24 protein-coding genes, 1 tRNA gene and 3 pseudogenes are annotated in these 19,816 nt (G+C 63.0%); 17 read left to right on the forward strand and 11 right to left on the reverse strand.

The window, feature by feature from the left end:
- Positions 1–38: 38 nt before the first annotated feature.
- Positions 39–1,481: a galactosyltransferase-related protein gene (locus tag H2O14_RS06320; protein ID WP_182826966.1), complete on the reverse strand. Its 1,443-nt coding sequence runs from the start codon at positions 1,479–1,481 to the stop codon at positions 39–41.
- Positions 1,482–1,841: 360 nt separating this feature from the next.
- Here H2O14_RS06320 and H2O14_RS06325 point away from each other — a divergent pair, with 360 nt between their 5' ends.
- From H2O14_RS06325 to H2O14_RS06345, 5 genes are all read left to right on the forward strand, one after another.
- Positions 1,842–2,582: a hypothetical protein gene (locus H2O14_RS06325; RefSeq protein WP_182826967.1), complete on the forward strand. Its 741-nt coding sequence runs from the start codon at positions 1,842–1,844 to the stop codon at positions 2,580–2,582.
- Positions 2,483–3,259 (forward strand): hypothetical protein, encoded by a 777-nt coding sequence (locus H2O14_RS06330; RefSeq protein ID WP_182826968.1) that lies wholly within the window; start codon positions 2,483–2,485, stop codon positions 3,257–3,259. The genes H2O14_RS06325 and H2O14_RS06330 overlap by 100 nt, the downstream gene beginning before the upstream one ends.
- 31 nt (positions 3,260–3,290) lie before the next feature.
- Positions 3,291–4,136: an ABC transporter permease gene (locus H2O14_RS06335; RefSeq protein ID WP_182826969.1), complete on the forward strand. Its 846-nt coding sequence runs from the start codon at positions 3,291–3,293 to the stop codon at positions 4,134–4,136.
- A complete protein-coding gene (locus H2O14_RS06340) occupies positions 4,133–4,798 on the forward strand; it encodes an ABC transporter ATP-binding protein (protein ID WP_182826970.1) in 666 nt (221 codons plus the stop codon). The genes H2O14_RS06335 and H2O14_RS06340 overlap by 4 nt, the downstream gene beginning before the upstream one ends.
- A 151-nt stretch (positions 4,799–4,949) precedes the next feature.
- Positions 4,950–5,026: transfer RNA gene (locus H2O14_RS06345), tRNA-Pro, on the forward strand.
- A 90-nt stretch (positions 5,027–5,116) separates the two neighbouring features.
- Here H2O14_RS06345 and H2O14_RS06350 read toward each other — a convergent pair.
- Positions 5,117–5,416 carry a hypothetical protein gene (locus H2O14_RS06350; protein ID WP_182826971.1) on the reverse strand — a complete coding sequence of 100 codons (300 nt, stop codon included), beginning with the start codon at positions 5,414–5,416 and terminating at the stop codon, positions 5,117–5,119.
- 360 nt (positions 5,417–5,776) lie between these two features.
- Complete coding sequence (locus H2O14_RS06355) at positions 5,777–6,463, reverse strand: TetR/AcrR family transcriptional regulator (RefSeq protein WP_182826972.1); 687 nt, start codon at positions 6,461–6,463, stop codon at positions 5,777–5,779.
- A 303-nt stretch (positions 6,464–6,766) separates the two neighbouring features.
- Between H2O14_RS06355 and H2O14_RS06360 the strand changes: the two genes are divergently transcribed.
- From H2O14_RS06360 to H2O14_RS06385, 7 genes are all read left to right on the forward strand, one after another.
- Positions 6,767–7,459 carry a response regulator gene (locus tag H2O14_RS06360; protein ID WP_182826973.1) on the forward strand — a complete coding sequence of 231 codons (693 nt, stop codon included), beginning with the start codon at positions 6,767–6,769 and terminating at the stop codon, positions 7,457–7,459.
- The gene (locus H2O14_RS06365) at positions 7,459–8,829 is read left to right on the forward strand and encodes a cell wall metabolism sensor histidine kinase WalK (RefSeq protein WP_182826974.1); all 1,371 of its coding nucleotides are present in this window, start codon (positions 7,459–7,461) and stop codon (positions 8,827–8,829) included. The genes H2O14_RS06360 and H2O14_RS06365 overlap by 1 nt, the downstream gene beginning before the upstream one ends.
- Before the next feature lie 81 nt (positions 8,830–8,910).
- Entirely contained in the window at positions 8,911–9,321 is a 411-nt protein-coding gene (locus H2O14_RS06370) for a DUF1236 domain-containing protein (protein WP_182826975.1), read from the forward strand.
- 140 nt (positions 9,322–9,461) lie between these two features.
- Positions 9,462–9,737 carry a metal-sensing transcriptional repressor gene (locus H2O14_RS06375; protein ID WP_182829286.1) on the forward strand — a complete coding sequence of 92 codons (276 nt, stop codon included), beginning with the start codon at positions 9,462–9,464 and terminating at the stop codon, positions 9,735–9,737.
- A 9-nt stretch (positions 9,738–9,746) separates the two neighbouring features.
- Positions 9,747–10,337 carry a nickel/cobalt efflux transporter gene (locus H2O14_RS26745; RefSeq protein ID WP_210275419.1) on the forward strand — a complete coding sequence of 197 codons (591 nt, stop codon included), beginning with the start codon at positions 9,747–9,749 and terminating at the stop codon, positions 10,335–10,337.
- On the forward strand, positions 10,325–10,990 hold the full coding sequence (locus tag H2O14_RS26750; RefSeq protein WP_312858558.1) for a nickel/cobalt efflux transporter: 666 nt from the start codon (positions 10,325–10,327) through the stop codon (positions 10,988–10,990). Before H2O14_RS26745 ends, H2O14_RS26750 begins: the two co-directional genes overlap by 13 nt.
- A gap of 15 nt (positions 10,991–11,005) precedes the next feature.
- The gene (locus H2O14_RS06385; protein WP_182826976.1) at positions 11,006–11,413 is read left to right on the forward strand and encodes a hypothetical protein; all 408 of its coding nucleotides are present in this window, start codon (positions 11,006–11,008) and stop codon (positions 11,411–11,413) included.
- On the opposite strand, the pseudogene H2O14_RS29305 reads toward H2O14_RS06385, so the two are convergent.
- The 6 genes and pseudogenes from H2O14_RS29305 to H2O14_RS06420 all read right to left on the reverse strand — a co-directional run bounded on the left by H2O14_RS29305 (position 11,410) and on the right by H2O14_RS06420 (position 15,784).
- Positions 11,410–11,972: pseudogene (locus H2O14_RS29305) on the reverse strand (NADAR family protein). The gene H2O14_RS06385 and the pseudogene H2O14_RS29305 sit on opposite strands and share 4 nt — an antisense overlap.
- Before the next feature lie 38 nt (positions 11,973–12,010).
- The gene (locus H2O14_RS06395; protein WP_182826977.1) at positions 12,011–12,316 is read right to left on the reverse strand and encodes a helix-turn-helix domain-containing protein; all 306 of its coding nucleotides are present in this window, start codon (positions 12,314–12,316) and stop codon (positions 12,011–12,013) included.
- Complete coding sequence (locus H2O14_RS06400; RefSeq protein WP_182826978.1) at positions 12,313–12,636, reverse strand: type II toxin-antitoxin system RelE/ParE family toxin; 324 nt, start codon at positions 12,634–12,636, stop codon at positions 12,313–12,315. The genes H2O14_RS06395 and H2O14_RS06400 overlap by 4 nt, the downstream gene beginning before the upstream one ends.
- A gap of 57 nt (positions 12,637–12,693) precedes the next feature.
- Positions 12,694–13,734 carry an HlyD family secretion protein gene (locus H2O14_RS06405; protein WP_182826979.1) on the reverse strand — a complete coding sequence of 347 codons (1,041 nt, stop codon included), beginning with the start codon at positions 13,732–13,734 and terminating at the stop codon, positions 12,694–12,696.
- 18 nt (positions 13,735–13,752) lie between these two features.
- Positions 13,753–15,362, reverse strand: a pseudogene (locus H2O14_RS29310) (MFS transporter).
- Complete coding sequence (locus H2O14_RS06420) at positions 15,359–15,784, reverse strand: MarR family winged helix-turn-helix transcriptional regulator (protein WP_182826982.1); 426 nt, start codon at positions 15,782–15,784, stop codon at positions 15,359–15,361. Before H2O14_RS06420 ends, H2O14_RS29310 begins: the two are co-directional and overlap by 4 nt.
- Positions 15,785–16,038: 254 nt before the next feature.
- Between H2O14_RS06420 and H2O14_RS06425 the strand changes: the two genes are divergently transcribed.
- The 5 genes and pseudogenes from H2O14_RS06425 to H2O14_RS29315 form a co-directional block, all read left to right on the forward strand.
- The gene (locus tag H2O14_RS06425; protein WP_182826983.1) at positions 16,039–16,389 is read left to right on the forward strand and encodes a hypothetical protein; all 351 of its coding nucleotides are present in this window, start codon (positions 16,039–16,041) and stop codon (positions 16,387–16,389) included.
- 32 nt (positions 16,390–16,421) lie between these two features.
- Complete coding sequence (locus H2O14_RS28410) at positions 16,422–16,874, forward strand: hypothetical protein (protein ID WP_409526945.1); 453 nt, start codon at positions 16,422–16,424, stop codon at positions 16,872–16,874.
- Positions 16,875–17,530: 656 nt separating this feature from the next.
- Positions 17,531–17,809, forward strand: coding sequence for a helix-turn-helix domain-containing protein (locus H2O14_RS06435; RefSeq protein ID WP_182826984.1), 279 nt, complete (start codon positions 17,531–17,533; stop codon positions 17,807–17,809).
- Between the two features lie 182 nt (positions 17,810–17,991).
- Positions 17,992–18,147, forward strand: coding sequence for a hypothetical protein (locus H2O14_RS06440; RefSeq protein ID WP_182826985.1), 156 nt, complete (start codon positions 17,992–17,994; stop codon positions 18,145–18,147).
- Between the two features lie 145 nt (positions 18,148–18,292).
- A pseudogene (locus H2O14_RS29315) lies at positions 18,293–18,391 on the forward strand (Fic family protein); the annotation flags it as partial.
- Between the two features lie 20 nt (positions 18,392–18,411).
- Here the strand turns inward: H2O14_RS29315 and H2O14_RS06445 are convergent.
- The gene (locus tag H2O14_RS06445; RefSeq protein ID WP_246697312.1) at positions 18,412–19,011 is read right to left on the reverse strand and encodes a nuclear transport factor 2 family protein; all 600 of its coding nucleotides are present in this window, start codon (positions 19,009–19,011) and stop codon (positions 18,412–18,414) included.
- Positions 19,012–19,037: 26 nt separating this feature from the next.
- Positions 19,038–19,799, reverse strand: a complete 762-nt coding sequence (locus H2O14_RS06450) for a DeoR/GlpR family DNA-binding transcription regulator (protein WP_182826987.1) — start codon at positions 19,797–19,799, stop codon at positions 19,038–19,040.
- Between the last annotated feature and the right edge of the window lie 17 nt (positions 19,800–19,816).

Below are 19,816 nucleotides of genomic sequence, written 5' to 3' on the forward strand. Positions count from 1 at the left end.
CGGCGACGGCAGAACGGGGGTTCGCGCCGCCCGCCACGTCAGAGGCCCGTCAATCGCCGCTTGAGGCGCACCCACCAACCCGACTTCTTCTTCGGCTTGATCCGCGCCCGGCGGGCGCGCGCCGCGGCCTCCGCGCCGCCGAACGGCGCGAAAAGCGGATCGTCGAGAGAAAGCGGAGGCGGGATATCCCCGCTCTCGATACGGCCGAGCGGTCCCCCGTCGAACCGGATCCAGGATCGGAACAGGACGGCGCCGCGATCGGAACGGATGTCCAAGGCGCGGCCGCCCATCGCCTCGGCGCCGGACGACATGTGAGGCGGGTGGCGAATCACGGTGTAGTCGCCGACTTCGGCGCCGGGAGAGAAATGATAAATCGCCAGCCCCTGACCTTCCGGCGCGACGATCCGGCCGGCCACATCGGGCGCGACGAGGATCGCATCGGCGCGCATGTCGCGCGCGTCGGCGAGCAGTCTCGCCGGCCCCGGCGCCCGCCGGCGCCGGACGATGCGGTAGCGCGACGCGTGCGGAAGGATCTGCCGCATCAGCATGACATCGGCGGCGCTGCGGCAATAGACGAGCCAGGCGCCCTGCCCGCGCGCGTCCGACAGCGGCGAGGGCATCGCCCCGGCCTTGTCGAAGGCGCGCATGAGCCGACGCAACAGGCGAAAATTGGGTCCCGGTCGGAAATAGCCTTTTTCCCGACGGCGCGGATGCCAGAGGTGGACCAGATGAACGCCGCGTTCGAACGCCTCGAGCCCGTAAAGCGCGAAAAAGGCCCGGAAGCCGCAATAATTCCGGACGCCGTTGTCCTTGAAATCGGTCAGATAGGCGTGCGGGCGCGGCCCTTTCGGCGCAAGCGCCGCCAGCCGATGCAAGATGTCGTAATCTTCCGCGCCGTGCCCGGAAAATTCCGGCGCATGCCCACCGAGGGAAAGATAGTGTTCGCGATTGATCACCATCGCCGAACTGCCGAAGGCGGTGGATTGCACGACATCGCCTTGGGATTCCAGCCAATCCGGCGTGTTCTGCTTGATGAAAGGCACACCGGCGGTCATGTCGGAGAACCAGCTGTCTACGCCGGCTTCGGTGAGAAACAGCACGGGGACGGTGAAGAAATCGAAGCGGTTGCGCGCCAGATCACGGCGCATGGCCTCGGCGTGAATGGCGCGATACATGTCCGGGGAGCCGTAGAAATCGACGTCGTTGAACATGATGACGGGGTTGCGGGCCATGACCGCGCCGAAGTCGCGCACCTTGCCGATCGAGAACAGCCGCTCGGGACGGGGATGCCTGGCCACCTCGACGCCGCTCGCTTCGATGAGGCGCAAGGGCTTGGCCTGAGCTTCGCTGGTGCCGTAGTCGGCGATGAGGATGTCGAAGAGATCGCGGGGGATGGCCGCGACGAGTCGCCGAAGGCGCAATTCGCCCTCATAGGTCTCCGCCGTCAGCCGCAGGGGAATGATCAGGGTGATCTTAGTCATGCCGCGCTTGCTTCTCTCCCTCGGCGCTCCCTCGCCCGGCGCGCCGACGCGTCATAGAACGCCGGGCGTCAAACGGAAAGCCTCTTCCTGCGTTCACCAATGGTAAAGGAAAATTCATCATATTTCCCCACATCTATTCACACCGGAAGCGGCTGCGCCACGGCCGTCGGCTCAACCATATTGTTGGCGCAAAGGAAATATACTAACCTGCCCACGAGCGGCGGCCGCCCGGTCGGGAAACCGACGGCCTCTTCATTGACGCGAATGCGGCGAGACCTTGCGTTCGACGCTGGGGATCGGTTTCTTGCTTGTTTGCGGTGGGGCCCTTTCCAACGCCGACCCATATATTTGGAATCAGAGATGACAGTTCCGAAGACCACGGATGACACGATCGAAACCATCCGGTTTCCGATCACCAGTGACGAACAGCGCGAACAGCGCCTTCGCAGGCGCGCCGCGCGTCAGAAGCTGACGGAGGACGCGCCGGGCGAAGCCGTGATCGGTCCAGCGTCGTCCGAGACCGGCAGGGTTATTTCGGTGGTCGCAGACGAGGCGCTCGCGCCGAGGCCGGCGGTTCGGGAGCCGGCCGAGGTCGACAGCGAGGACGGAGACGTGTTCCGGACTCCGAAGAAGCGGTTCGTGCAGGTTTCCTGGACCAACCTGTCCTTCATCCTGTTCGTGGTGATACCGGGGGCCATGACGGCCTTCTACTTCATGTTCCTGGCCAGCCCGCAATATGTGGTGGAATCGCAGTTTTCCGTGCGCGGCTCCAACGCCTCGTCGATGTCGAGCTTCGGCCTCGGCAGCCTGTTCGGCACATCCGTGCAATCCAATGATTCCTATATCGTGTCGAGCTACATCGAATCGCAGCAATTGGTGCGTGACGTGCGCGTGAACTCGGCATCGACCTCCGCCAATACTATTCGGGCCAGAACATCGATTTCCTCTACCGTATTTCGCCCGACATGCCGCTGGAGAAATTCACCGCATACTGGCGCGACATGGTCGAGATCAGCTTCAACTCGACGACCGGAAACACCACGCTCTATATTTACGCATTCTCGGCCGACGACTCCAAGGCGATTACCGACGCCGTGCTGAAAGTGTCGGAAAAGCTGGTCAACTCGCTCAGCGAGAGCTCACGCCAGCAGATGACGCGCGTCGCCTCGATGCAGGTCGAACGCGCCGAGGCCCGGCTGCAGAGTGTGCGCAGCGAAATTCGACGCCTGCGGTCGGAAGAGAAGATCATCGATCCCAAGCAGCTTTCCGCACTCGATTTCAGTCTGACGCAGAAACTGGAATCCGAATTGCAGGGCGCGAGAACCCGGCTGAACACGGCGCTGCAGAGCGTGTCGAACGACGCCCCGCAGGTCGTGGTGCTCAAGCGCACGATCAAGGGGCTGGAAAATCAGCTCGGCATCCTCAAGGAAAAGATGCTGCTGCCGGACGACTCGGAAAACCCGAACAAGCCGACCAAGGCGGGTCGGGTCAACGAAGAAGGCAATATTCCCGGCGTGCTGACGAAATTCGAGGACCTGACCGTGCAGCTCGAATTCTCCACACAGGCCTACACGACGGCCCTGGCGGCGTTCGAAACCTCGTTGACCGAAGCGCAGAAGCAGGACCGTTATTTCGCGGTGTTCGTCTCGCCGGTTCGCCCCGAAATCGCGCTTTATCCGATGCGGCTTCTCGACACGTTCATTTCGCTGCTGGTGCTGATGGCGGTCTGGCTGCTCGCGCAGTTCTTCTACCGTTCGTTCAAAGACCATGCGATCTGATCTGATCGGACTCACTCCGAAAGAGACTATCGTGACGACGATCGACGCCGCCCGGCGAAACGACAATTTTACCGTCCTGAGAGGCGCGCAGAACAATCTGCGCGTCATCGTCGGCATGATTTTCCGCGAGGCCGCCAACCGTTTCGGCGCCTCGCCGATTTCCTATGTCTGGACGATCATCGAGCCTGCGATCCTGGTGGGCATCCTGTTGCTGGCTCGCATCTATTTCAAGAATGTCAGCCCCGCCTTCGGCGAAAGTTCGGTGATGTTCCTGTTGACCGGCGTCGTGGCGTTCCGCGCGGTTCGCGCCGTGGTCAATACGGGCGGCCGGGCGATCCAGGCCAACAGGGCGCTGTTCGAGTTCGGGCTGGTCAAGCCGCTCGACACCGTCGTGGCGCGAACCATCGTCGAGTTCGTGATCTGGATCGTGATCCTGACGGTGTTCTTCGCCGCGGTGGGCCGGATCCTCGACATTCAGGTCATCACCGACTTCGAGGGCTTCGTTCTCTCGATGTTGCTGATCCTGTATTTCAGCCTGTCCATGGCGATGTTCAACGCCACCGTCGGCGCTCTGGTGCCGGTATGGCGCAGCATGTGGAAGATGATGTCCATGCCGCTGATGATGACGTCGGGCGTTCTCTTCGTTCCGTCGCAGATGCCCCCGGACATCCTGAAGTTCATCATCTGGAACCCGTTCCTGCATTGCGTCGAGGGACTGCGGTCTCACTCCTATCTGGATTACCTGTCTGTCTATTCGCCCCACTATCTCCTCACCTTCTCCACCGCGGTCTTGTTGTTTTCATTGGCGATGGAACGGCTGTTCCGCAAAGAAATCATCCGCGCGAGAGGCGACGACGACGAAGACGAGTTCATATGATCGCGCTTGACAATGTCGGCAAGGCCTACCGGGACAGGCGCGGCCAGATCCAATGGGTGTTTCGCAATCTGAACGCCGTGTTCGGGGATGACGACTATCACGCCGTGCTGGCGCCGAGAGGCCAGGGCAAGACGACGCTCCTGAACACGATCTGCGGGAACGAGACCTTGTCGGAAGGCAAGATCCATCGAACCGCCCGGATTTCCTATCCGGCCGATTTCCGCGCCGCCCTATCCCAGAAGCTGACGGGGCGCCAGAATATGCGCTTCCTGTCGGACGTCTACGGCGTGAGTTTCGCGCAGGCGCTGGATTTCTGCGCCGCCTTTTCGGAGCTGGGCCGGCAGATGGACCTGCCGTTGAAGAGCTATTCCAACCAGACGCGCGGGCGCTTCATGGTCAGCGCGGTCCTGTCGCTGGGTTTCAAGCATATCCTGATCGACGATACGATCAATGTCGGCGACATGAAGTTCCGCAGGAAATGCCTTCAATATCTGCAGGACAGCCGTGACCGGCTCGCCGTGCTGATCGCGACCAGCGACGCGGATTATGCGGCGCGATTGTGCACGTCGGCAAGCGTGCTCCATGAAGGAAAACTGACGCTTTTCGAGAATTTCGAAGAAGCCCGCATGGTGTTCAACGAGATCAACAAGGTCTATGTCTGATCGGAAAAACGGCGTGCAAATCCCCGCTTCCCTTGCGGATTTTTCTCGGCTTTTCAGTTAGATAGCGCCAATCCACATTTCCTTGAAGTTTTTTGACGAAATGACTTGCGGAAACAAAATGAGCGGTCTATACGACCCTCAACTTGAGTTACGGAGTGTAGCGCAGCCTGGTAGCGCACCTCGTTCGGGACGAGGGGGTCGCAAGTTCGAATCTTGCCACTCCGACCAAGTTGACCTTCCCGAAAATCACTTCCCTCCCCGCATAGACGTCGCGAGCGCATAAACAGCCCCTGTTCGAGACGCGCGGCGCGCGCAATCCTATCCGTTGTTTGGAACCCGTTCGCAGTCGGCGCGGCGAATGTCGGTGCGTGGAAGGCGTGACGGACGCGGCGTCTCGCGCAGAGGCCTTCGCCGGAATGCCGACGGCGCCAGCGAGGCGACGATCAGGATCGGCCAGGCGAAGCAGAGGATCAGACCGCAGACGCGCCAGATATCCCAGGACGCCCGCGTCGCATAGCCTTCGAACAGCGTGCGTATGACGCAGCCCGTGGCGATCGCGCCATAGACGACCGCTGCGAAGATCAACAGGATCGTCTGAACCGGCTCATAGTCCGCCATCGAAAACACCCTTCCCCTTCCGCACCGCATCGCGGCGCGTCACGCAAAACCCGGCGCCGATCGCCCCATCGCATCGGACGCCGCCTGAAAGACCCAGATCCGAGCGTAGCTCAGCTTTTTGCTAAAGCTTCCCCCAAATGGGTGAGGCGCGGGAACGAGGCGCATTTATCCGGCGATGGTCGCGGTCGTCCGGCGCGCCGAACATGGCGCCTGCCAACGAAAAATCCCGCGCACGAGGCGCGGGATCTTCGGGGGCCGGTTCGAGATCGGCCGGCAGGAGCCTATCTGACGCAAACGGCGCGGGCAGAACGGCTCACATTGGAACGGTCGGACGCGACGAGGTCGGAGACCGCGGACGCCTCAGCGGACGCCGTTGACGAAATACTGGATGCACGTGCGGATAAAGGCGCGGCCAGAGGCGCCTTTGCGTTGATCGCCGTCGGCGGCGCCATAGGCCATGTCCATCAGCATGTAGGCGGCGGCCTGGGGATTTGTGGCGCTGAGCAGGCCGGCGGCGCTCCAGCGCTCGAACCAGGCCGTCAGGCGACGGCGGGCGCGATCCAGGCAATCCTCGCGCAGGACGTCGCCGATCTCGGGCGACGCCACGGCGTCCTGGCGCGCCTGACGCAGGAAATTCTGCCGCTTCTGATCGGTCTCCTCGTCGATATCGACGCGAAAGATCGCCGACAGCGCGCGCTCCACGGTGTCGCCGGGTTCGACATCGTCGAAGTCGAAGAGCTGCGCGTTCATCAGGCCGACAATGGCGCGGAACAGATGCAGCTTGCTGGGGAAAAGCCGATAGAGCGTGCGCTTGGAGACGCGGCAGGCGGCCGAAATATCGTCCATGCGCATGGCGACGTAACCGCTGCGCAGATAGATGTCGGCGGCGCGCTCGACGATGATGTCGCGCTGCTCCTCGTCGCTGCGCACCTTGGGGCGACCGCGGCCGCGCTTGGCACGGGCGGTTTCGCCGACGGCGTCGAGGTCGTCGGTCATGATGCGATCGGCGGCGGCGGATAGGCTGTGATGGGTCGATTCCAAAGTCAAAGTCGGGCTCCTGTTTGTCTGGAAGCCAGGTCCGGACCGGATCCGCCTCGCTCCCACGGATCACGCGTCCGGCGGCTTCGCCCTTGCGTCATGCTCACCCTGTGGCCACTGCGCCTCGTCCGATGCGGCCTGCGGTCTGCGTCCTCGACGGCCGCCTGTCATGACCACGCGATGCGCATCCCGGACGAGGTGTCATCCTCGCTCCGGCAGCACCATAGCGATCGCTGCGTTAAGTGCTGTTAAGGCAGTGTAAAGTTAGGTAAAATTACTGGAAAAGCCGATTTGAGGGTGTATCCCGGACGCATGGCCAAGGTTCTTCTCATAGACGACGACGTCGAATTGACTTCGCTTCTCACCGAATACCTGGTCGAGGAGGGCTTCGACGCGCATGCGGTGCATGACGGCCGGCAGGGCGTGGAAGAGAGCCTGTCCAACCAGTACGACATCGTCGTGCTCGACATCATGATGCCGAAGATGAACGGCATCGAGGTGCTGCAGCGCATTCGCCGCTCGAGCGACGTGCCGGTGGTGATGCTGACCGCGCGCGGCGACAATGTCGACCGCATCACCGGCCTCAATCTCGGCGCCGACGATTATGTGCCCAAACCCTGCTCGCCCGACGAACTGGTGGCGCGGCTGCGCGCCATCCTGCGGCGCTCGCGCCGCCAGGCGCCGGGCGACGGCGGCTCGCGCGTGGTGGAGGCCGGGTCGCTGGTGCTCACCCCCGCCGCGCGCCATGCCGAATGGCGCGGCCAGCCGCTGGAGCTGACCGGCGCGGAATATTCCATTCTCGAAGTGCTGGCCCGCAACGCCGGCCAGCTGGTGTCGAAACAGGACATGGCCAAACGGGTGTTCGGACAGCCGCTGGCGCCGTTCGACCGCCGAATCGACGTGCATGTCAGTTCGATCCGCCAGAAGCTCGGCATCGCCGAGAACGGCCAGTCGTGGATCCGCACCGTGCGCGGCCAGGGCTATCAACTGGTGACGGAGGGCTGATGGGGCGAACCTTCTGGCATTCGTTCCTGACCATCTGGCTGACCATGGCGGGCGCCATCGCCATCATCGCCGCCGCAAACGCCTATCTCCGCGTGCTGCCGCCGAAGGACAGTTTCATCGACAGCCGCGAATTCTACACGATGGAGGCGCTGAACGCTTATCTTCGTCGCGACCAGATCGACGAGGCGCGCGCCTATACCGCGATGCTGGCGCGCCTGACCCCGCCCATCCGGGCGCGGGTGACGCCGGGGCCGCTGGGCGGGCCACAGGACTGCAAGACCTGGGCCGATCATCCATTCTTCAACGGCGGCCAGAGCGACAAGCCCCTATCGACCTCCGACGAGATCGACGCGCCGCCGCATCCGCCCATACGGCCGGACAAGGACGGCGTCGTGCGGCTGGACGCGCGCGGCGAGCGCGCCTGCTATCACATCGAAATCCAGAAGGAACGGCTGTCCTATTTCGATCGCTATGCGCCCGCGGTGCTGCCGATCATCGCCGGCCTGATGGCGAGCGTCATTTCGTCCTTCCTGCTCGCGAGCTATCTCGTCGCGCCGATCATGAAGCTGCGCGGCGGCTTGAAGACGCTGGCGGGCGGCGATTTCCGGGTGCGGATCGGCCGGCAGCTGGGCCGGCGCCGCGACGAACTCGCGACGCTGGGCAAGGATTTCGACGTCACCGCCGCCAAGCTCGAAGAGATGGACGCCGCCCAGAAGCGGCTGTTTCACGACGTGTCGCATGAATTGCGCTCGCCTCTCTCGCGGCTGCAGGCGGCCGTCGGCCTGCTGCGCAAGAATCCCGCGCGGCTCGAGGCGCTCCTGCCGCGCATGGAGCGCGAGATCAAGCGCCAGGACGGACTCGTCGAGGAAATCCTGACGCTCGCCCGGCTCGGCCCCAACGCCGCCGCCTCGCTCGAACGCGAGACGATCGACGTCATCGACCTCGTCGCCGCGATCATCGACGACGCCGCCTTCGAGGCGCAGGCCAAGAGCGTGGGCATGGACTATGCCGGCGCGCAGAGTTTCGTGACCCGGGTGAACGGCGAACTGATCTACCGCGCCATCGAGAATGTCGCGCGCAACGCGGTGAAATATTCGCCGCCGGGCAGCCGGATCAGGATTTCGTCGTCGCTGGGGAGCGGCGGCGAGACGCTGGATCTCGCCATCCGCAACCCCGGCCCGGTGGTGCCGCAGGAGGATATCGAGAAGATCTTCCACCCCTTCACCCGGCTGCAGGAAAGCGAATCCGGCTATGGCCTCGGCCTGGCCATCACCCGCCGCGCGGTGGAGGCGCATGGCGGCTCGGTGGAGGCGCTCGCCAATCCCGAAGGCGGGCTGACCGTGACCATCGTCATCCCCCGACTGGACTGACATGAGGCCGATCCGTGCGGAACCCGATCCGCGCGAGCCGCGTTAGGGGTCATCGAGACATCGATGAAAAAGGAGATTGTCATGAAACTCAAGCTGTTGACGGCCGGCTGCCTCGCCCTGGCCACCCTCGCCGCCGCTCCCGCTTACGCCGATGACGACAATGACGGCGCGCTGACAGGCGCAGCCGGCGGCGCCGCCACCGGCGCAATCGTGGGCGGTCCCGTGGGCGCCGTGGTCGGCGGCGCGGTCGGTCTCGCCGCCGGCGCCGTGCTCGATCCTCCCTCCGAGCGCGTTGTGACCTATGTCCAGGAGCAGCCGCTTCCGGAACAGCGCGTGGTGGTGCAGCAGCCGATCGTGGTCGGCGAGCCCCTGCCCGCCGAAGTCGCGCTGACGCCCATTCCCGGCGACGAGGCCTACGCTTATACCGTGGTCAACGAACAGCGCGTGATCGTCGACCCCCGCACCCACACCGTGGTGAGGGTCATCGAATAAACCGGGCTCCCCACCCGAACCTCCAGTCGAAAGCCCTTGCGACCCCCTGCCTCGCAAGGGCTTTTTCGTACAGATTTTTGCGCAAGTCGTCATGCGAGAGCGCCTTGCCACATCCCCTCCCAGGGGATAGCATGTGGAGCATGACCGACCACCGCCATGTGAGCCATCCCGAAATCGTCAAGCGGCTGAAGCGCGCCGAAGGCCACCTGCGCGGCGTGATCGCCATGATCGAGGGCGGACGCCCCTGCCTCGATGTCGCCCAGCAATTGCAGGCGGTGGAAAAGGCCGTGGCCAGCGCCAAGCGCACTTTGATCGAAGATCATCTCGACCATTGCCTGGACAGCGCCGTCGGCAGCCTCGGGCGCGAGGAGCGCCAGACCATCGCAGACTTTAAAGCCATCGCCCGTTATCTCTGAGGAGCGCTCATGCCCGGGTTCGACGCATTGTTGCAGCAAGGCTCGGCGCATGCCTGGCTGTTCATCCCCAGCGCCATCCTGCTGGGGGCGCTGCACGGGCTGGAGCCGGGCCATTCCAAGACGATGATGGCCGCCTTCATCGTGGCGGTCAGGGGCACGGTGCTGCAGGCGGCGCTGCTGGGGCTGGCGGCGACGCTGTCGCATACGGCCGTCGTCTGGGGCATCGCGCTCGTGGGCATGACGCTGTGGCAGGGCGTGGACGCCGAGGCGATCGAACCCTATTTCCAGCTCGCCTCCGGCCTGGTGATCATCGCCATCGCGCTGTGGATGATCTGGCGGGTGCGACGGGAGCACGCGATGACTCATCATGCGGCGGGGCATGGTCATGACGGGCGCCATGGGCGCGTCCATCATCATGCGCATCATGGACATCATGGGCATCATGATCACCATCGCCATGGCCATTCTCATCACCATGGCGCGGTGCGGTCCCACGCGCATCGGCATTCCTCGCCCCCGATATCAGGCGCATCGACACCGGCCATGGCGTCGTGGCGCTGGAGCTTCATGAAGGCGATGGACCGGCGGTGTGGCGATTGAAAACGGAAAGCGGGCCGCGCTGGTCGGCCTATGACGTGAAGCTGACCACCGAGCGGCCGGACGGGACGTTCGGCGTCTTCGTGTTCGCCGAGCGCGGCGACTGGCTGCAATCGGTCGATGCGGTCGACGAGCCGCACGACTTCACGGCGCGGCTGACGCTCCGCCATGGCGGCCACAGCCATGCCTATGATCTCGCTTATCTGGACAGGCCGGGCGATGACGCGCCGCATGCCGGAATGCATGGGCTGGCCGGCGGCGCCGACGACTATCAGGACGCCCATGAACGGGCGCACGCCAACGACATCCGCAAGCGCTTCGCCAACGGCCGCGCCACCACCGGCCAGATCGTCCTGTTCGGCCTGACCGGCGGGCTGATCCCCTGCCCCGCCGCCATCACCATCCTTCTTCTCTGTCTGCAGCTCAAGGAATTCTCGCTCGGCTTCACGCTGGTGCTGTGCTTTTCGATCGGTCTGGCGCTGACGCTGGTCTCGGTCGGAGCGATTGCGGCGCTGAGCCTCCGACAAGCCGGCAAGCGCTGGCGCGGCCTCAGCGCAATCGCGGCCCGCGCGCCTTATCTGTCAGGTCTGCTGATCCTGGCGGTCGGGATCTACACCTGCCTGCATGGCTGGCAGGGGATCGGGGGCGGGGCGTGAGGGGGATGGGTGAACATGGCGAGACCCACGAGCATCCTGACGCTCGCTTTCTCACTGATGATCGCGACGATGGCCTTGACCATCTCGTCCACCGCCAAGGCGGGAGGCGATGCGATGGATAAGGACGCGCGCCTCACAGCGCTGCCGGCGGAGATGCAGGGAGACTGGATCGGAGCGGAGGATGACAGCTACACCGTCTCGATCCACGGCGCGCGCATCAAGGTGATGGGAAAAACTGTCATCTACGATAGCTGGCGGCTCATCCAGCAGGACGGCGCGACGACGGTGGATTTGCGTGTCGATGACCCCGCCGAGGAATATGATTTTCAACGACGCAATATCATCGGGCTAGTCATCAGTCCGGAGGGAGACTTCCTGGTTTACAACGTCAGATATTCGATGGCGCTCAGGCGGCAAAACTAAGCGGGAGATGCAGGCGACGCAAGGCGTTTGCGGACGTTCATCAGCGCGAAACCGAGCAGATTTTCACCGCGCCAGAGCAGCGGATTTTGCGCATCCGGATGATCGGCGGCCAAACCGATGCCCCAGATGCGATCGACCGGGCTCGCCTCCACGAGGATCTGATCGCCGGTGGCGATGAGAAAGGCTGCAAGTTCGGCGTTCTGCGCGAATTTGTGAAAGTTCCCCTCTTCCACGATCCCGGCCTTGTCGCGATCCCAGACATCAGGATCGAACCCCTCGCCTCCCTGCCGCGTTGCTTGACCTCCTGCGGGCTCGAAGCCGAAAGGATCTTCGCCGTCGTCTCATGATCCCCGAACAGCCGCGCCTTCTCCGCCATCATCCAGTGTTCGGTGGTGGGATAGCGAAGACCCGATACCTCGAAGACGGCGGGCCACCATTGGCTGAGACAGGACGCGCCGATACGGCCATCCTTGAGAGGTCGATGGCCCCAGAACATCAGAAATTCGAGCGGCGTTCCGGCTTGATAGGCGCGCTCGAGAGCGGTGCGGTCGGCGAACATAACGCCGTTAAAGTTGCTTTACGATCGGCTGTCAACTATCAGAACCCGAACATGCAAGCGCTTGCTACGCCGCGTCCCTCACCCGGATCTCGATGTCGAGCCGCGGCGGCGGCGATGTTGACAAGGGCGTCGAGCGAGAATTTCGCGAGCTTGCCGCGCAAGAGATCATTGGCGCGCGGACGGGTGAGGCCGAGGCGTTTGGCGGCCTCTTCCTGCGGCAGCTCCCATTTCAGAACCGCCTTGCGGATTTCATAGAGCAGCGCCGAGCGCGCCTTGAGATTGGCGGCTTCCTCAGCGGTGTCGGAGAGGGCGTCCCAGACACTGTCATATGTCTCAGTGGTCATTGTGCCGCTTTCCATCTTTTAAGCCGTTGAACCGCTAGATCTAGGTCTTTCTTCGAGGTCGCTTGCGTCTTCTTCTGAAACGCGTGAAGCACCAGAACACGGTCTTCGAACGTCGCCAGAAAAATGATCCGAAAAGCGCCGGACGGCTCTCGGATCCTTATTTCCCGCACGCCTGGGCCGATCGACTGCATCGGCTTCCAATCGTCTGGGTCTTCTCCACGCTGAACCAGTTCGAGCTGCCAACCGGCATCGATCCGTGCGTCTTCAGGAAACGCTCGAACATCCGCCCTGCTGCTTCCAAGCCATTCGATCGCCTTCATAACGACAAAGTATCAAATTCGATACAGGCAGACTAGCGGTAAATTTTCTAGGCCCCCTCACCCCGCCGTATCCACCCGCACCTCCACCGAGAGCCCCGGCGCGAGCCTGTCCGTCGCCGGTTGGCCCTCGTCGATGGCGATGCGGACGGGGAGGCGTTGGGTGACTTTGGTGAAATTGCCGGTGGCGTTGTCGGATTTGATCACGGAAAATTCGCTGCCGGTCGCGGGCGAGAAGCTCTCGATGATGCGGCCGGTGAAGGTCTGGCCTTTGAGGAGATCGGCTGTGAAGGTCACGGGCATGCCGATGCGCATGGCGGCGACCTGGGTCTCCTTGAAATTGGCCGAGATCCAGATGCGGTCGGGCACCACCGACATCAGCTGCGTGCCGGTGGTCACATAGGCGCCGACGCGGGCGGCGACTTCGCCGAGGCGGCCATCGGATGGCGCGCGGATCGTCGTGTTGGCGAGGTCGATGCGGGCGAGTTCGAGCGCGGCGCGCGCGCCTTCGATCGCCGCTTCATACTGCTTGCGGGAGACGGCGAGCGAGACCAGCGCCTGTTGGGCGACATCGGCGTCGGCGCGGGCGGAGACGAGGCTGGCGCGGGCGGCTTCCAGCGCGCTTTCGCTCTGCTCCAGCGCCGTCTGCGAAATGGCGTTCTGGCGGGCGAGCGAAAGGTTGCGGCCATAAGTCGCCTGGGCTGTTTCCAGCCCGACATTGGCGCTGTCCACCTTCGCCTTGGCCGCCCTGAGCTTGGCCTCGTCTGAAGCGCGCTCCTGCTCCAGCGTGGCGAGTTGGGCGTCGTCGGAGGCCAGCGTCGCCTCGGCCTGGCGAAGCTTCTGCACATAGATGCGGTCGTCGATCTTCAGCACCACATCGCCCTTCTTGACCCGCTGGTAATCGGTGACCGGCGCCTGCAGCACATAGCCCGACACCTGCGGCGCCAGAAACGTCACCTGGCCCCGCACATAGGCGTTGTCGGTGGTCTCCACCGACGTGGTGAAGGGCGGCAGTTTCCAGACATAGAGGATGAGCAGCACGCCACTGAGGCCGGCGAGGATGGCGAGAAGGCTGGCGATGGTGCGAATGATGCGGGACATGAGCGTGGTTCCGGTGGTTCAGACGGCGGCGGGCGCGGGACGGGCAAAGACCGCGCGCCAGGCGGTGTGGACAATGAGGGTCAAAAGCGCCAGCGCACAGATGGCGGCGATGGCGAGGAAGAGGTCGTTATAGGCGAGCACCCAGGCTTCGCGCGTCACCTGCTGGGCGAGCAACTGCCCGCCTTCGGCCGTCAGCAGCGCTTTGTCGGTCAGCACTCTGGCATAGGCCTGGCCGAGCTGGGCGACGCGGGCGGCGACCAGAGGATCGGCGCGGCCGAGATGGGAGACGAGATCGACCGAATGGACTTTTTCACGGATGGTCGCGAAGGTGCCGAACAGCGCCGCGCCGAACAGGCCGCCCATGGTCTGGGTGAAGATGAACACCATGATGAAGCTGGTGATGTAATTCGGCCCCTTCTTCAGCGCCCCGACGAAGCCCGCCGACAGCGCCGGCGGCAGGAACAGGCCGCCGCCGGCGGCGATCAGCGCCTGGCTGAACAGGATGTTTTCGGGGCGGGTGAGATTGGTGGCGGAGGCGTCCATCCAGGCGCCGGTTCCGATCATGACGAGCGCCACGGCATGGATGAGCGGTTCGCGGCCCGGCTTGAGGATCACCGCGCAAAGGCCGAGGCGCCGACGGAGGCGATGAGAATGACCGTCCACAGCGTGGTGAGCTGATAGGGCGCGAGCCCCAATTGCGTCAGCAGCGCCAGCGCGCCGGAGGCCTGTTCCGACAGCGCGACGCGGAACAGCAGGAGCACGCCGAGGAAATGCAGCATCGGCGGCGACGTCAGCCAGGCGATGTCGAGCAGCGGCTCCTTGCGATTGAGTTCGATGACGACGGTGGCCGCGACGCCCGCCACCGCCACGGCGAGCAGCACGCCGATCCACGGGGCCTCCAGCCACCAGTAATAACGGCCGAGCGTCAGCGCCACGGCGAAGCAGCCGAGGCCGGCGGCGAGAAAGCCGTAGCTGATCAGATCGATGAGCCGGATGGTCATGGTGCGCGGCATGGGGCCGAGCGGCACCTTGTAGACCAGCGCGAAGGCGATGAGCGACAGCGCCACTTCGAGCAGATAAAGCGCATGCCAGCCGCCGAGATCGAGCAGCGCCGGCGACAGGATGCGGGCGAGCGGCGCCGCCAACGCCTGATTGGCGAGCGCCAGCGACAGGCCGACCGTCATCTTCCGCGCCGGCGGAAACGGTTCGAGCATGTAGAGGAAGCCGAGCGACGACAGCGCCGAGCCGACCGCGCCGGCGAAGAAGCGCAGGATCAGCGCCGAATGAAAATCATCGACGAAGAGGTGGATGGCGGAGACGGCGAGGAAAACGACGATGGCGATCTCGGCGAAATTCCTGAGCCCGAACTGATTGCGCACCTTGATGAGGATGATCGAGAGGCTGACATTGGGGATGTAATAGGCTGCCAGCAGCCAGGCGGATTCATTGGTGGTGACGCCGAACTGGCCCTGGATCTGGGTGATGTTGGCGGAAATGAAATTGAGCCCAAAACCCTGGGCGAGGCCGAGCGCGATGGCGGTCAGCACATAGAAGAGGAACGGCCGGGGCGTGTGGGCGACCTGCGGTGCGGCGGGTGGTTGCTGCGGCTGGACGGCGGTCTCGCTCATGCCAGTTCCTCGACATTTTTCGCCATTCGCGCGACGACGCGCTCGAAGGCGGCGACATCGGCGGGATCGAGGCCGGATTGCAGGCGGGCGCGAAAATCCTGGGCGAGCGCCTCGACCTCGGCGGATTGCCGACGCCCCTCCTCCGTCAGCCGGACCAGCTTGACGCGGCGGTCGCCGGGATCGCTCTGGCGCACGAGATAACCCTGTGTTTCCAGGCCATCGAGCATGCGCACCAGCGTGGGGCCTTCGACCTCGATTTCCTGGGCGACGACATTCTGCGCCAAGCCCTCGGGCGCGCCGCCCAGCAGCCGCAACAACCGTCCCCGCGCCAGCGTCATGCCGCGGGCGCGGGCGTGATTGTCGAAGGTTTTTCGGACCTTGCGGGTCAGCAGGTTCATCTGGTCGTAGAGCGACAGCGGCATGTTCGGAGCCTTTTCGATAGCATGCTACTATTTAGGCGCCTATCGATTATTGTAAAGGCTCGTTTCTCGTTTTCTGAACGCGAGGCCGAGTCAATCGGACCAAGAGATCCCGGATTGTCGCCTGACATAGGATAGAGCAATCAATGATTGAATACCGCAACAAAAATCCAACCAAAGTAGAAATTATCAAGCCATATATACTGCTTTACTTTTTATTAAATTATGCAATCATCTGCAAAAAGGGAGAACTTTAAATGACGACCATCAATCAAAGCTTCAATAAAACCGACAGAACTCCGTATATCGAACTCGAGAAAATTGGAAACAGAATATATATCGATTTCGACTACGGACTATCGGAAGGAAGCAATGATCTGTACGATGGAGAAGTCACATATTCTCTCGGAAAAACAGAGAAAAATGATAAAATTGAAAACGAATTCGACAGTGAACTAAATTTGAATTTCTACCACGTCATATCTCCCGGCAAGGCGATTACAGGAAAATACGAACTCGACGACTTCAATAGCGGGACAAGTATAACATTCGATTTCAAGATGATAAGCTACGACGAGAAGGCAAAATACAACGGCCCTCGGGTGTAGACATTGTTTTTGGCTCCAATTATGTCGATAAGATAAGCGGATCGGCAGGAAATGATTATCTGGCTGGGGGCGCCGGCAACGACTCGATCAATGGAGGAAGCGGCGCGGATATGATTTCCGGCGGAAAAGGCAATGATATCCTCATCGGCGGCGCCGGCGACGACCGGTTCTTTTTCTACAACACACCGGGGATTACGAAGGACACCATCAAGGACTTCGATAACGCCCACGAGACAATTTGGCTCGACGATGCCGAGTTCACGGCCCTGCATGCGAATGATACGACGCCGGTGAAGCTGAATAAAGACCTTTTCAGCGCGAACACGCTGGGCGCCGCGCGCGATGCCGATGATCGCATCATCTACGAAACCGACACCGGCAAACTGTATTATGACGAGGACGGCTTCGGAAACAACAAGGCCGTGCAGTTTGCAACGATTGACAGCGGTCTTCGCATCAATGCAGGCGACTTCTTCGTCTTCTGAACCGGCTTCGGCTCAATCCGCGCGGTCCTCACAGCTGCCGCACCCGTTTCGCTTTCGTACCTATCAATTCTCGCGGCGGGATGCCGTTCAGATCGTCGTCAGGACGTATGGGAGGCAAGAAACCGACACTTCGTCGCGAGAGGGCGCGGCGCGGCGCCGGGTCATTGACGTGAAATTGGAGCAAGAGAGCCCGCCCGCAGCGCTGCTCATCGGAGCGATCGTCGCAATAGACGGTTTGGCGGACTGCCAAGGTCAGCGAAAGCGGCGCTTGGCGCTCGCGTTTTCGGCTGGATCACAGCGCCGTCGTGTAACTCTCGCCGGTTTTCACTGCCCGGGCGCGCACAAGGCGCTTGAAGCGTCTGTTGTCGGTCATGATCGGGCCTTTCGACGCCGGACCCGCATTCCCCGGCAACCGCATCCGGCAGACCGAACCACGGTGGATGAACCCGAGAAAACTCCCTTTGCCTTCACGCTGGGGCCATGCCGGGATGACCTGAGGAGGTGAGGCGCGGGCCGCGCCGGTGAGCAAGGTGCGACGGCGGGGACGATTCGTCAATTGCGAGAGATCGGCTTGGGCAACGTCTCGCGCAACGACGAAATTGCTGCAGGATATCCGGATCGGCCCCGCTTCATATCCGTGAGAAGGAGCAATTCCGGTGAAGAAAGAGCCACTCGCGCTGATGGCGGCGCCTGACGACGACGAAGATTTCGACGTCAGCGCCGAAGCGCTGGAGCGTGGACAGCGCGCCCGCATCATCCGCAGGACGCGCGCCGGCCTCGGACTGACGCAGGCGGAATTCGCCGCGCGCTTTCGCGTGCCCGTCGGCGCGCTGAGAGACTGGGAGCAGGCGCGCGCCACGCCGCCCGATTTCGCGCTCGCTTATGTGTCGGTGATCGCGCGGTTTCCCGAGCTCGTGACGGAGGCGCTGGGGTGAGGTCGAAGCTCTGGGCTTCTGCTCGGAACAGCGGCCGCCTCCCCGTTGTGATCGGCAGCCGCTCAACCGATTGCCCCGCGCCGGAGAACATCAGCTTGAATAGACGACGCCCAAGTGTTATTTATACAAAATACAACGTGCGGGATATGACTCAACCATGACGCGGAAGGGAGAGCGACACGATGCTCACCAAGACAAGCGGCCCTGAGGAAGAACAGGGCGCGACCCAGAGAACCGCGAAATTCCAGGTCCGCAACGTGGAGACGGTGGACGCGGAGCAGTCTGCGCAGGATTCCCTGAAACGCTTTCCACGGATCAACGCTGCGCTCGCCAAATGACTTTCCGTTGGATCGGGACGCATGACGCCGTAACGATCAACGCCGTCAACTGTGCGTCGACCCGTGAACCACATCAGCTCATCGATCCAGGTAAACTCGAAGGCGCGCTTGCGCGGCCGGAGAATGCAGCCTTTACGACGGCGAGCAGGATCTACTCCACCTCGCAATTGTTACGCTCGTGGCGATTGCCAGAGCGCATGCCTTTCTTCAGGGAAACAAGCGGACCGCGTTTCACTGCGCACGGCTGTTCCTTCAGCGTCACGGCTATGATTTCGACCAGCGCCTCGACGAGGTCATCGGACAATCGGGAGAACCCGTCGTGGCGGAGATGATCATCGCCGTCATCGAGGGTGAGAAAGAGGCGTTGGAGCTGGAAGTGTTTCTCGAAGCCTTCATCGTCGAAACCGAACAACCCCTGGCGGATGGGCAATAGGAGGCTTCCACGACGGACAATGCGCGCCGTCCGATATAGGGACGCCTCGTTGGCGCAGATCCCGAGCGGACGATCTCAGCCCTCCCCTCCAACCGCTTCTCACCCATCTTGAACCAGGCGTTGGCGATCAGTCCGTCGCGGATCTCGTAGATCGCCACCACCTCCACCTCGCCCAGGCCTTCCTCGAAGTTGCGCGTGACGATCTCGTGATCGACGACGAGATCGCCGAGCGCGATGCGCGAGACGAGCCGGCCATGCAGATCCGGCTCGCGGAACCGCTCGACATGACGTGCGCGGATTTCTTCCGCGCCGCGCGCCAGCAGCGTCGAGGGAAAAGCGTAATAGCCGCAATCCTCCGCCCAGAACCGCATGAAAGCGTCGATGTCGCGGGCGTTGTAGGCGTCGAGTTGCGCCTGGACGGGATCGGTCATGACGGTGTTTGCTGATGACATATCCCTCACCCCGCCACGCTCACCGTCGCCCCGCTTTCCGCCATCAACCGCGCCCTCTCCGGCTCCAGCGCGCCGCCGGTGAGGACGCCGGCGAAGGCGGAGAGAGGGGTGAAGGCGTGCAGCGCGCGCTTGTCGAACTTGCCGCGATCGACCAGCAGGAAGCTGCGCTCGGCGCTTTGCATCATCGCCCGCTTGGTGACGACGACCTCCTGTTCCTGATGGAAGGCGGTCGCGCCCTGGATGGCGGAGGCGGTGAGGAAGGCGATGTCGGCGGAGAGCGAGGCGAGCGCCGCATCGGTGACCAGGCCGAAAAAGCCGTTGAACTTCTTGGAATATTGCCCGCCCAGCGCGATGAGGTTGACGCCCGCCTCGCCTGCGAGCGCCGTGATGACGCCGAGATTGTTGGTGATGACGGTGAGCGGCTTCAGATCGAGCAGATGGGCGGCGACGCGGCCGGCGGTGGAGCCGTCGTCGAGGATCACCGTCTGGCCGGGCTCGACGAGACCGGCGGCGGCGCGAGCGATGCGCTCCTTCTCGTCGGCGGCCATTTTCTGCCGGTAACGATAATCGCTTTCGAACCGGGCGGAGGATTGCACGGTGGCGCCGCCGCGCACCTTGCGCAGAAAGCCGCTCTGCTCGAGTTCGTCGAGATCGCGATGGATGGTCATTTTGGAGACGGCGAAGCGAGCCGCGAGATCATCGACCCCGGCCTGCCCCTCGGCGAGCAGCCATTGCATGATGCCGTCGCGACGATCTTCCGATTTCATGCTCGCCCCTTCCATTC

Source organism: Rhizobium sp. G21 (assembly GCF_014158035.1).
Lineage (GTDB): Bacteria > Pseudomonadota > Alphaproteobacteria > Rhizobiales > Rhizobiaceae > Rhizobium_E.

Coding starts and splice junctions, on each gene's coding strand:
- H2O14_RS06320 (WP_182826966.1), bottom strand. CDS start 1,481: ATGACTAAGATCACCCTGATCATTCCCCTGCGGCTGACGGCGGAGACC.
- H2O14_RS06325 (WP_182826967.1), top strand. CDS start 1,842: ATGACAGTTCCGAAGACCACGGATGACACGATCGAAACCATCCGGTTT.
- H2O14_RS06330 (WP_182826968.1), top strand. CDS start 2,483: ATGGTCGAGATCAGCTTCAACTCGACGACCGGAAACACCACGCTCTAT.
- H2O14_RS06340 (WP_182826970.1), top strand. CDS start 4,133: ATGATCGCGCTTGACAATGTCGGCAAGGCCTACCGGGACAGGCGCGGC.
- H2O14_RS06350 (WP_182826971.1), bottom strand. CDS start 5,416: ATGGCGGACTATGAGCCGGTTCAGACGATCCTGTTGATCTTCGCAGCG.
- H2O14_RS06360 (WP_182826973.1), top strand. CDS start 6,767: ATGGCCAAGGTTCTTCTCATAGACGACGACGTCGAATTGACTTCGCTT.
- H2O14_RS06365 (WP_182826974.1), top strand. CDS start 7,459: ATGGGGCGAACCTTCTGGCATTCGTTCCTGACCATCTGGCTGACCATG.
- H2O14_RS06370 (WP_182826975.1), top strand. CDS start 8,911: ATGAAACTCAAGCTGTTGACGGCCGGCTGCCTCGCCCTGGCCACCCTC.
- H2O14_RS06375 (WP_182829286.1), top strand. CDS start 9,462: ATGACCGACCACCGCCATGTGAGCCATCCCGAAATCGTCAAGCGGCTG.
- H2O14_RS26745 (WP_210275419.1), top strand. CDS start 9,747: ATGCCCGGGTTCGACGCATTGTTGCAGCAAGGCTCGGCGCATGCCTGG.
- H2O14_RS06385 (WP_182826976.1), top strand. CDS start 11,006: ATGGCGAGACCCACGAGCATCCTGACGCTCGCTTTCTCACTGATGATC.
- H2O14_RS06395 (WP_182826977.1), bottom strand. CDS start 12,316: ATGACCACTGAGACATATGACAGTGTCTGGGACGCCCTCTCCGACACC.
- H2O14_RS06400 (WP_182826978.1), bottom strand. CDS start 12,636: ATGAAGGCGATCGAATGGCTTGGAAGCAGCAGGGCGGATGTTCGAGCG.
- H2O14_RS06405 (WP_182826979.1), bottom strand. CDS start 13,734: ATGTCCCGCATCATTCGCACCATCGCCAGCCTTCTCGCCATCCTCGCC.
- H2O14_RS06420 (WP_182826982.1), bottom strand. CDS start 15,784: ATGCCGCTGTCGCTCTACGACCAGATGAACCTGCTGACCCGCAAGGTC.
- H2O14_RS06425 (WP_182826983.1), top strand. CDS start 16,039: ATGACGACCATCAATCAAAGCTTCAATAAAACCGACAGAACTCCGTAT.
- H2O14_RS06440 (WP_182826985.1), top strand. CDS start 17,992: ATGCTCACCAAGACAAGCGGCCCTGAGGAAGAACAGGGCGCGACCCAG.
- H2O14_RS06445 (WP_246697312.1), bottom strand. CDS start 19,011: ATGACCGATCCCGTCCAGGCGCAACTCGACGCCTACAACGCCCGCGAC.
- H2O14_RS06450 (WP_182826987.1), bottom strand. CDS start 19,799: ATGAAATCGGAAGATCGTCGCGACGGCATCATGCAATGGCTGCTCGCC.